The organism is Terrabacter sp. P5_B1 (assembly GCF_056400505.1).
In genome coordinates, this window is the sequence record NZ_JBFULD010000135.1 from 1 (window position 1) to 10453 (window position 10453).

8 protein-coding genes are annotated in these 10453 nt (G+C 72.5%); all 8 read right to left on the reverse strand.

Annotated features, from left to right (window positions below; translation table 11 throughout):
• Positions 1-271 (reverse strand): hypothetical protein (locus tag AC1DP0_RS11345; RefSeq protein WP_478084657.1); only part of this gene is annotated, 271 nt, incomplete at its 3' end.
• Entirely contained in the window at positions 268-1524 is a 1257-nt protein-coding gene (locus AC1DP0_RS11350; RefSeq protein WP_478084659.1) for a phosphotransferase, read from the reverse strand. The genes AC1DP0_RS11345 and AC1DP0_RS11350, both read right to left, overlap by 4 nt.
• Positions 1521-3467, reverse strand: a complete 1947-nt coding sequence (locus tag AC1DP0_RS11355; protein ID WP_478084661.1) for an ABC transporter ATP-binding protein — start codon at positions 3465-3467, stop codon at positions 1521-1523. The genes AC1DP0_RS11350 and AC1DP0_RS11355 overlap by 4 nt, the downstream gene beginning before the upstream one ends.
• Positions 3454-4857 carry an aminoglycoside phosphotransferase family protein gene (locus AC1DP0_RS11360; protein WP_478084663.1) on the reverse strand — a complete coding sequence of 468 codons (1404 nt, stop codon included), beginning with the start codon at positions 4855-4857 and terminating at the stop codon, positions 3454-3456. The genes AC1DP0_RS11355 and AC1DP0_RS11360 overlap by 14 nt, the downstream gene beginning before the upstream one ends.
• The gene (locus AC1DP0_RS11365; RefSeq protein WP_478084665.1) at positions 4854-6092 is read right to left on the reverse strand and encodes a glycosyltransferase family 4 protein; all 1239 of its coding nucleotides are present in this window, start codon (positions 6090-6092) and stop codon (positions 4854-4856) included. The genes AC1DP0_RS11360 and AC1DP0_RS11365 overlap by 4 nt, the downstream gene beginning before the upstream one ends.
• The gene (locus AC1DP0_RS11370; RefSeq protein WP_478084667.1) at positions 6077-8254 is read right to left on the reverse strand and encodes a phosphotransferase family protein; all 2178 of its coding nucleotides are present in this window, start codon (positions 8252-8254) and stop codon (positions 6077-6079) included. Before AC1DP0_RS11370 ends, AC1DP0_RS11365 begins: the two co-directional genes overlap by 16 nt.
• On the reverse strand, positions 8251-9636 hold the full coding sequence (locus tag AC1DP0_RS11375) for an aminoglycoside phosphotransferase family protein (protein WP_478084668.1): 1386 nt from the start codon (positions 9634-9636) through the stop codon (positions 8251-8253). The genes AC1DP0_RS11370 and AC1DP0_RS11375 overlap by 4 nt, the downstream gene beginning before the upstream one ends.
• A partial coding sequence (locus tag AC1DP0_RS11380) for a glycosyltransferase (RefSeq protein WP_478084670.1) occupies positions 9633-10453 on the reverse strand: 821 nt, incomplete at its 5' end. The genes AC1DP0_RS11375 and AC1DP0_RS11380, both read right to left, overlap by 4 nt.

A 10453-nucleotide genomic window follows, 5' to 3' on the forward strand; every position in this document is an offset into this window, starting at 1 on the left:
GGACGACCTCGACCGGCTCGGCCTCAGCCCCGCCTGCCCGAGCGGGCGGGCTGACCGTGACGCGACAGCGCGCGAGCCAGCGCGCGTCCTTGGCGCGCAGGCGGTCGGCCCGGCACTCGAGCAGCGTCAGCCGGCCGTCGCGCAGCTCGGGCACGTGCTCGCGCAACGACGTCTCGAGCCGACCGGGCCGCATGGGCGCCGCGAGCCAGTCGGGGAGCTCGGCGAACGGTCCGAGGGCCTCGATGGCCGGGTCGCGCGTGGTGGTGCTCATCGGAGGCTCCCTGGGATCGGGTCGCTGATGTCCAGCAGGGTGAGGGCGAGCCCGGACCGGGCGCCCTTGAGCCGACGGGTGGCCCGGAGTGCGATGAGCGCCAGGTTGAGCCGCTGGTACGCCCACACCCGGGCCGGCAGCCCCGACGGGTCGGCGTCACGTGAGGGTGCCCCGTATGCCGTGAGGAAAGCCGCCCGGACGGCAGCCACCCGCGCCGGGCGGCGCGTGAAGCGCTGGGCGCGCACGATCTCGTAGGCGAGGAACCGGCCGAGGTCGGAAGCCGGGTCACCGATCGCGATGGTGTCGAGGTCCAGGAGGCCGAGGCCCCCGCGCACCCTGACGAGCTGGCCCGGCGTGAAGTCCCCGTGGCACAGGACCGGCCCGGGACCAAGAGGCTCGAAGGCCTCGAGCACGGAGGCTGCGGCGCGGACGGCCGCGTCGACCCGCTCCGCCACATCGGGCCACGCGGTCGCGACCAGCTCCTGCTCGCGGCGGACCCGGGCGACGTGCTCGCTCGCTGGCACACGGGCGAGCCGGCCCGTGGGGACGTGCGCGTGAAAGGCCCGGAGGGCTCGGGCCGTTTCCTCCAAGCCCAGGGGCTCTCGCGCGACCTCCTCCGGAGAACCGGTCGGCCTGAGTGACTCGAGGACGGTCGTCCTCAGCGCTGCGCTCACCGTGAGCAGCCTGGGAAGCCGCACCACCTCGTCGCCGCGCACGCCCACCTGCCCGGTCCCGACGGCATACAGCGCCTCGGCCGCGGCGGTGGCGTCCTCCTCGCGCGGGTAGACCTTCGCATAGGCCTCCGCCTCGCCCGCGTGCAGCCGCAGCACGCACGCTCCCTCCCGTGGGTGGTGCACGACCACCGCGCGGGCGCTGGGCACCCCTGTCCCGACACAGGATTCGAGCCCCGTGCCGCGCAGGAGCCGCTCGACGGTCCCACCGCCGAGCACCTCCGCGAGAGTCGGCAGGAACGGGTCGTCGGGGAGCTCCGTGGCCGACACCTCACCGGAGCGGTCGCGGACGAGCAGGGTGATCTCGGGTTCGGGCCCGTCTCCATCGAGCCGGATGTCGAGCCTCGTGGACAGGTCACCGGGTCCCCGGTAGAGCGTGGAGTGGGTGCGGGTCCGCGCCACCCGGCGGCCCGGACGGTGCGCACCGACCCACTCATGCGCGAGCCGCTCCCCGAGGGACGGGTCGGTCGCCCAGGCCAGCAGCGCTCGGGGCTCGGACTCGGCGGGCGTGTCGGTCCTCACGTGTGGCCCTGGTCCCGCGGCGCCCGTGAAGGCCCGTCGACGTGATCGGGTCTGCCGACCGACGACAGCTCGCCGAAAAGGTCGGCGAAAGTCCCGGGGCTGTTCGCCAGCACCTGCGGGCTGCCTTCCTGCACGATGCGGCCGGCGTCCAGGACGAGAATGCGGTCGGCGCACCGGACGAGGTCGACGTCGTGCGAGATGATGATCGTCGTCGTCCCCTCGATGAGGGTGCGGAGGGCCTCGATGACCTGGGCCGACGCCTCCGGGTCCAGGCCTGTGGTCGGCTCGTCGAGCACGAGCACCGGCGCGTCCCGGATGAATGCGCGCGCGATCGCGAGCCGCTGACGCTGACCGCCTGACAACGTCGAGGCCCGCTCGCCGAGGACCGTCTGGTAGCCGAGGGGCAGCTGTTCGATGAAGTCGTGCGCCTGGGCCAGCCGGGCGGCCCGCTCGATCCGTCCGGGGTCCGGCTCGTCGATCCCGTAGGCGATGTTCTCGGCGACCGTCCCGGTGAGCAGCAAGGTCTCCTGCAGCACGAGGCTGACCTGGCTGCGCAGGGAGGTCAGGGTGAACTCTCGGACGTCCGTCCCGTCGATGGCCACGACGCCGGAGTCGGGGTCGTAGAGGCGCGGCACCAGCTGGGCGATCGTGCTCTTGCCCGCGCCGCTCGGTCCGATGAGGGCGACGACCTCACCCGGCTCGGCGCTGAAGCTGAGGTCGTGCAGCACCGTGCGCGGCTCGTCACCGCTGTGGTGCTCGGGGCTCCCGTGCTCTGACCAGTAGCTGAAGGTCACGTCGGTGAAGCTCAGCCGGCCCCCGAGTCTCGGCGCCTGCCTCGACGAGGGAGTGTCCTCGACGGTGGGGCGTCGCTCGAGCAGCTCGGCGATGCGCTCGGTGCTGGCGATGAGCTTGCCGACCTGGTACCACTCGCTGACGATCTTGCGGGACGGCTTGAACATGTTCTGGATGAGGAGCACGAACAGCACGAGGGTGCCCGGGGTGATCATGTGGTTCTCGACCAGCCAGAAGCTGAGCCACACGACGCCGGCGATCGTCACGCCCTCGAACACCGCGATGGCGAAGCTGAACTGGGCCTGCACCGTGGCGATCCTCAGTGAGGCGCGCATGCTCTGGTCGCTCTGCTGGGAGAAGTTCTGCAGGTCGACGTGACCGCGGCCGTAGCTCTGCACGAGGCGGATCGAGGAGAGCATCTCCTGGGCCGTCGAGGCGAGATCCCCCTCCTTTGCGCGCTGTTCCTTGGAGAATCTCTTGAGGCGCAGCGAGAAGTGGTTGGCCACCAGCGCCAGCACCGGCACGACGACGACCGCAATGAGAGCCACCTGCCACGAGCGCATCAGCAGCGCCACGAACGAGCCGATGAGCAGGAGCGCGCTGGCCACGAAGTTGCTGACCGAGGCGACGACGAACTCCTCGACGACGAGCACGTCGCCGGTCACCCGGGTCAGCACGTCGCCAGTGCGACGCTTGTCGTGGAAGGCCATCGACAGCTTCTGGAGGCGGTCGTACATCGTGACGCGGATGTTGTAGCCGAGCTCTCGACCGCCGCGCGCCAGGAAGACCTCGGACAGCGAGTCGGCGCCCTTGTTGACGGCTGCGATGAGAATGATGGCCAGGCCGAGGAGCACGATGGTCTCGACGCGTTCGTTCGTGAGGAAGGCGGGGAACCCGCGCTCCCGCAGGCTCGGCACACGCCCCGTCACGAAGTCGAGGGCGTACGCGATCGGGAACGGCTCGAGGATCGCCGTCACGGCCTCCAAGACGAGCAGGAGCAGGCCGACCACATAGGGCCGGTTGCTGCCGTGGTACTGCCGGATGAGGGAGAAGGCCCGCGCCGTGTCGGACTGCTTCGCGTGGCGAGGTGGGGGCCGCCGACGGCGCGTCTGCTCCGTCCGGGTCGGGACCCTCGTGTCAACGGCGACCACTGGAACCCCCCCGCCGGTCGGCTGCAGCTCGCCGCGCCTCAGCCACGTACTGGCCGGGCAGCGATGACAGCGGCGACCTCGCCCAGGCGCGCAAGGCCTTGCGCAGGAGCGAGACGGCGACGTAGAAGCGGATCCTCTCGTCGAGATCCTCGGGCGCCGGCGGCCGCGCGCAGTCGAGGTATGCCGTCACGAACAACTCGCCGAGCGCCTCCGCTGCGCGCGTTGCGGTTTCGTCCCGGGTCCCCCCGACCTCTGCCGCGCGCATCGCGCCCTGCCGCAGGGAGGACACGAAGTTGCCCACGTCGGAGGCAGGCTCGGCGATGCCGCAGTGGTCGAGGTCGAGGACGGCGACCCGGTCCTCGTCGACGAGGAACTGGCTGGGCTTGCAGTCGCCGTGCACGAGGGAGATCGGCCCCGGCGCCGGTCGCCAACCGAGGAGGTCATGGGCCAGGGCTTGGAGGGGCTCGCCGTTCGCCGGGTCGACGCTTCGGATGGCTGCGGCTCGGGCAGTGAAACGGTGCAGCTCCCGCTCAACCGGCCGAGGCCGGCCGTTCGGCACCGTGCCGGCGTGCAGTGCCGCGAGGGCCTGYGCGGCACGCGCGACATCCGGCCCTCGGCTCGACACCACGGTGGGGTCGCTGAGGTCGACGACGAGCTCCCGGCCCGGTAGGTGACCCTGGACGACGATCGCCAGCTCGCGCAGGTGCGCCAGGACGGGGGCCAGGACGATCTGCGGCGGCAGGTGCTGGGCCTGCAGCGCCCGCCCCTCGGCCGCCACGGCCGTCGCCTTGTCGTTGTCGTGGTACACCTTCGCGACGAGGGTCGTGGTCCGGGACCTCTCGGCGGGCACCCCGACGAGGAAGGTGGCGCGGCGTCCCGGGCGGTAGCGCACCAGTCTGGCCTCGGCCTGCCAGCTGCCGGGGATCCCCACCTCGGACGCCAGCTCGCGGTCCAGCTCGCGGTCCAGCTCGCGGTCCAGCTCGCGGTCCAGCTCGCGGTCCAGCTCGCGGTCCAGCTCGCGGTCCAGCTCGCGACGGAGCGCGACACCGAGCCTGCGGGGGTCGAGGACGACGGGAAGCGTGGGCAGGCCCGGGTCGACCGGGAACCTGCTGATCCCCATGCCGTTGGGCAGGAGTCTGCCGGGCGCGACCTGACCGGGCGGCGGCACCGTGCCGTGCACGAGTCCCGGTCCGAACCGGTACAGCACCGTCGCGGGGCGGCCGGGCTCGTACTTGGCGTCGGCGACGATGCAGGGCGTACCGGCGTCCTCGCCGAGGGCGTCCGCCAGCAGGGGGCCCATGCGGGCGGGCTCCAGCGCCTCGAGCACGGCAGCGTGCTGGGCGTGCAGGGCGTGCTGGAGGTCGGTCCACACGGCAGTCCCGCCGGTCATGAGGTCACCTCCGCGACACCGAAGACGTGCATCAGCTGCTCGGCCGCACGGTCGACGTCGAAGGCCCGCTCGGCCGTCTCGCGTGCTCTCGTCCCCATCATCCGCCGCCTGGACGGGTCGCGGAGCAGGCACTCGAGGTGGCCTGCCACCACGGTGACCTCACGGGCCGGTGCCAGCAGCCCGTTGTGGCCGTGCGCGACCGCCTCCGCGACGCCCCCGACGTCGGTGGAGACGACCGGGAGCCCCGACCCGAGCGCCTCGACGATGACGTTCGGCACGCCGTCGCGGTCCCCGTCCGCGGTGACGAACGGGGTGATCACGAAGATGTCGGCGCCCCGCATCGCCTCGACGATGACCGGGCTGTCGCGCTCGCCCGCGAACGTCACCACGTCGTCGAGGCCGAGGGCACGTCGTACGGCCTCGAGCTCGCCGCGCATCGGGCCGTCGCCGAACACGGTGAGGTGGAAGGGCCCGACACCGGCGAGCCGGGCGCAGGCCTGCAGGAGGTCGGGAAAGCCCTTCTTCTCGACGAGTCGCCCCACCGAGACGAGTCGGACGAGCCCGTCGTCCTCGCGCCGGCCGCCGGGCACGAACTGGTGAAGATCTATGCCGTGGTGGATCACCCGCACCTTCGTCATGGCATCCGGATCGAGCTGTGCGGCAAGGAACTCCACATTCGCGCGGCAGCAGGTGAGCACGCTGGACGCCGCCTCGGCGCGGGCCCGGAGACTGGACCGCGGGATCTGGTAGAGGTCACGGGCGTGGGCGGTGACGCTGTAGGAGATCCCGGTGAGCAGGTGGACGAGCAGGGCGACGAGCGCAGGGTCGTGGGCGAAGTGGGCGTGCAGGTGCGCGACGCGTGTGCCGTCCGACTCGAGGCGGGCCTYGCGCGCGGCGAGCTGGACGGCCGCCTCGAAGCACTGGGCAGCGGTGGCGTTCGTGTAGCCGCTCGACAGCTCTGGGTGGTCGCGTGCGAACCGGGCCGTGCCGGCATACCGCTGTGGCTCGAGAGCGGCGACGAGGGCGTGGTCCTCCGGCGGGGCGACGGAGGTGGAGAAGGACACCGGCGCCTTCACCTGCGTCACCTGCGGTTGGCGCACCTGCTCGCCTGACGGCGCCATCGCCCAGATGTCCAGGGCGACTCCGAGGCGCTCGAGGGCGAGCACCTCGTTGACGATGAAGGTCTGCGAGAGCCGTGGCCAGCTTCGCGTCAGGTACATCACACGCGCAGCCATGCCACTCCCTCACCGAGACGGCGCCGGCCTGCCCGCACCACGTCGTCGTTCACGTGCCCGGCCAGCTCCTGCCGGGTGATCTTGAGGAGGGTGTAGGCCCGGAAGAAGGCGAGGCGGCGCCCGGCTTCGGGTCCCGGCACGTCGCCGTACGCGTCGAGGAAGGCCCGCTCGGCCCGATCGGCCCGCTCGGCCGACGCGGACCTGGCCTCTTCGGCGTACGCACACAGGTGGGCCACGTCCAACGCGGGGTCACCCATCCGGGCCTCGTCGAGGTCGATGACCGTGGCAAGGCCGCCGTCGCCGACGATGACGTGGCCCAGGTGGAGGTCCTTGTGGATGAGGGAGTCGACCACCACGGGGAGCGTCGCTGCGCGTGACCCCAGCAGGTCCGCCAGCTCGCGCGCGGGAGCGAGGAGCCTCGCATCGACCCTGCCGATCCGCTCCGCCCAGACGGCGCAGTTGGCGACCTCGCGACTCACGTCCAGGTGCCTGCTCGCGCCGGTACCGGTCGCGTGGACCGTCCGCAGCCAACGGCCGAGGTGCCCGGCCGCCTCCACGACGTCGGCGTCTGCGAGTGTTCCCCCGTCCTGCGCCATGGCCTGCCCAGGTGCCGAGCGGCACAGCACGATGCCGAGGTTCACGTTCACCCCGATGGGCGCCTGGGTCCCGCACCGGGCCGCGGGGTCGCGCAGCCGGTCGAAGAGCACGAGGTTCTCGTGCGCCAGGACGGCTCTGGCGGGCTCGGCGTACGCCTTGGCGATGACCTCGACCGGCCGGTCCGAACCTCCTGCGACGCGGTAGCGCACGACGACCCTTCTCCCCGGGGCGAGCCGCAGCGTCTCCGCCGAGACGATGCGTCCGCTGCCCAGTCCACCGGATCTCAGCTGCTCGCGCAGCAGCACGGTCATCGAGCGCGGGTCGGTCAGGTCGAGTGACCGCCGGGGTACCCGGCTGACCCGCGACCGGGCCCTGCGCCGGTCGCGGCGGCGATCCAGGACCCCGGAGGCCGTGGCGACGAGGGATGGCACGGCGTCCCAGTGGGTCGTGTCGAGACTGCGGTAGCGGCGCCCTCCGATCTTCAGGAGGGCGGCGGCGCACCACCAGTCGACAGAGTCGGGGTCGGGCCGCCCACCGGCGTCGGCGTACCCCTGGAGCAGCGCGCCCCCCAGGTCGGGCGCGCGGGGGTTGCCAGCCCGGATTCTCTGCCACTCGAGGTACGCCATCGCGTTGCCGATGTCTCGGGCCGGGTCGGCCAAGCCGGCGCCGTCGAGGTCGAGCACGGCGAGACGGTCGTCGTCCACGACGACCTGACCGGCTCGGAACGACCCGTGGCTGAACACGAGCCCGGTCTCGCCCGGCGCCCTGTCACCCAGACGATCCAGCACCCAACCCAGCGAGAGCGCCGTCGACGGGTCGGCATGCCATGCTGCCCGCAGGTATGCCGTGACCTCGCCGAGGGCGTCGGCGACGCCGCGATCCCGCGCCGCGGCGTGCGCTCCCGGGACGGCCCGATGGATGTCGGCCAGCAGGCGACCGAGTCCAGCGGCGAGACGGAGCCGGTCACGAACGGGTGAGTACTCGTCAGACAGGAGCGCCGATGCGCTGGCCCCCCGCGCCCCGGCGGTGATGACGGCTCCGAGGTCCGGCCAGCATCCCACGAGTGCCGGGACGACAGCATCCTTCGCGCCACGGCCGGCTGCCAGCACGTGGTGGCTCTCCGCGTAGTCGTTGCAGCCGGCGGCGAGAAGCTTGACGTACACCGTGCGCCGGGTGGTCGGCAGGGCGACGTCGCATCGGATGACACAGTGGGATCCGGGCCGGTAGCTGACCGGGGTCGCGACACAGCCACGGATCGGCCTTCTCAAGAGGTGCTCGAGTCGCGGCACGACCTGCGTCGGGTCGAGCACGGCGGCGGCACCGCGCAGCGCCGGGTCCTGGAGCAGGCCGCTGCGCTGCACGGCGCCCTGCGTCGCCTCGCACACGAGGACGTCGCCATGGTGGTGGTCGAACGCGACTCTCGTGGATTGCTCCGGCTCCCAACGGATCTGGTGCACACCCCCAGGCCTGCCCTCGGTCTCGACGAGGCGCTGGACGAGGCCGATCAGCGGGTCCAGCTCGGCCCAGACCGATCCCGTCGGCGCGGTCGGCCACGTGGTCGTCATCGAGCCCTCCCCCCTGGCACCCTCCCCGTCTCCCGGGTCGCCAGGCGCGCGGTCTCCTGAGCGGTCTCGAGGGAGGCCTCGACCGTCTCGGCCCAGCCGGGCGAGTGCAGCGGGATCCGTCGTCCCACGGCCCGCAGCTGGAAGATCACGCCGTAGTGCAGCGCCCTGGTGACCCGCGCGCGCGGGCACGGCCCGTACCCGTCCAGGAGGGCGTCCACGACAGCCTCCGGGGCGTGCCCTGCCGTTTGCCCCCACCAGCGCAGATCGGCGACCAGCTTCCCGACGTCGAGGGCAGGGTCCCCGGCCGAGACACGGTCGAAGTCGAGCAGGACGAGCCGGTCACCGTCGACGAGGAGGTTGTCGCCCTTGTAGTCGCCGTGCACGAGGTGACCCGCCTCGTCGGGCAGGTCGCCGAGTCGGGTGACTGCGTCGACGAGCAGTGCGTCCAGCCGGGCGCCGGCACGCGGAGCCAGGGTCGTCACGTGCTCCACGGCTCGTCGCGTGGCGGCTGCCTCGGCCGCCGGGTCCGATCGCGCCTCGTGGACAGCACCCGTCCGGCCCATCGCGCCCTCGTGAACCGCGCGGAGCGCGGCACCGGCGCGGCGCACGTGTGCCAGCCGATCGAGCGCCCAAGGGCCCTCACCGCAGACGACACGAGACAGCGGCACCCCACCCTGGCCTGCCCACAGGACCAAGCGGTGCGACTGGCTGTACCCCGCTGCCCGGGCAGTGCACGCAGCCGCCGAGCCTCTCGAGAGCGCTCGTGCCACAGTGTGGCTCGCCTCCACGGCCCGCCGCCCCGAGTCGTCGTGGTAGCACTTGGCAAACAGCCGGCGCTTCCGGTCGGAGCTCTCGACCAGCACCACGTGACGCTGCCCGGGACGGTAGCGAAGGCCAGTGACACGCAGTCCGTCCTCGAACCCTCCCACCCCGGCGTCGGTGACCAGCGCCGCCATCCGAGCCGGGTCGTAGACGTCGACGAGCTGCGGAAACGCGGGGTCGAGCGGCGCGAGGAGGAGGCTCATCCCGCCTGGACCTGGTGACAGGGCGAGCGTGGAGAAGGGAGAGCGCAGTGCGGGCCGCACCCGCGACACCAGCGCAGCGATGATGGCAGCAGGCACCCGGGCCGCCCCCCAGATCACGGTGGCCGGTCGCGTGTCGATGCCGTCACCGGACAGGTCGACACTCACCGTCAGCTTGCGCCCCGGCTTCAGCTGGGTGCGCGTCACGACGGCCCGGACCGCTCCTGCGCCATCGGGCAGCAGCGGCGCGAGGGCGGTGGCGACGCTCGCGGGCACGACCTCGGTGAGGAAGCGGCATACGTCCTCGGGACTGCGGCGACCAGCCACCACGTCGTCGGCCTCGCCGGGCGGCCCGGTCATGTGCCGACCGACTCGAGCTCGAGCCTCGGCCAGCTCTCGAGACGGCTCGTCAGTCGGGCCACCGCGGTCTTGCGTCCACCGAGGTCCACTGCCTGCGTCGGGCAGAGCGGGGCCGAGAGCGCGGTCACGATCGCGTCGGCCACGGCTGGGGTCCCCAACAGGTCGGGGTCGAGCCAGTGCACCCAGTCCCGCTGGGCGAACAGACTCGCTCGGATGCGCTGCTCGGCGCTCGGTCCGCTGCGCGGGATGAGCAGCGCCGGAGTCCCGGCGTTGAGCAGCTCGATCGTCGTGTTGTAGCCCGCCATCGCGACCACGAGGTCGGCACGCGCGACGCGACCGTGACCGCGGATCCGGCGTCGCACCTCGGCCATCGGCAGATCCTTGGAGCGAAGCCGCAGCCGCGCTACCTCTCCCCCGGGCATGAACGGGCCCGTGACCAGCGTGATCCGTGCGCCCGTCCGGCCATGCACGCATTCGGCGGCGTCCAGCACCCCGGCCATCATCGGGTACGCGTCGGCCCCGCCGCCGCCGACGACGAGAACTGTCGGGGGTGCACCGGCCCGCTGATGCGCGATCCCGTTCCGCTCGGCGACGGTGTCGGGTTCGGCAACGACCGCAAGCCGTCTGGCCTCGTGGTGCGGCTCGCCGCACACGTAGCCGGCGTACGTCAGGCGCTGCGACGGACCTCTCGGCCAGGCGTACTCACGGGCCACGTCGAGAACGTCACGGGAGCCGTAGACGAGCACCTCGTCGTAGAACTCCTCGAGCGCCTCGTACGCCCCCTCCGCCGTCCATCGCCGCCGCACCACCTCGGGGT

Coding starts and splice junctions, on each gene's coding strand:
- AC1DP0_RS11370 (WP_478084667.1), bottom strand. CDS start 8,254: ATGACGACCACGTGGCCGACCGCGCCGACGGGATCGGTCTGGGCCGAG.
- AC1DP0_RS11375 (WP_478084668.1), bottom strand. CDS start 9,636: ATGACCGGGCCGCCCGGCGAGGCCGACGACGTGGTGGCTGGTCGCCGC.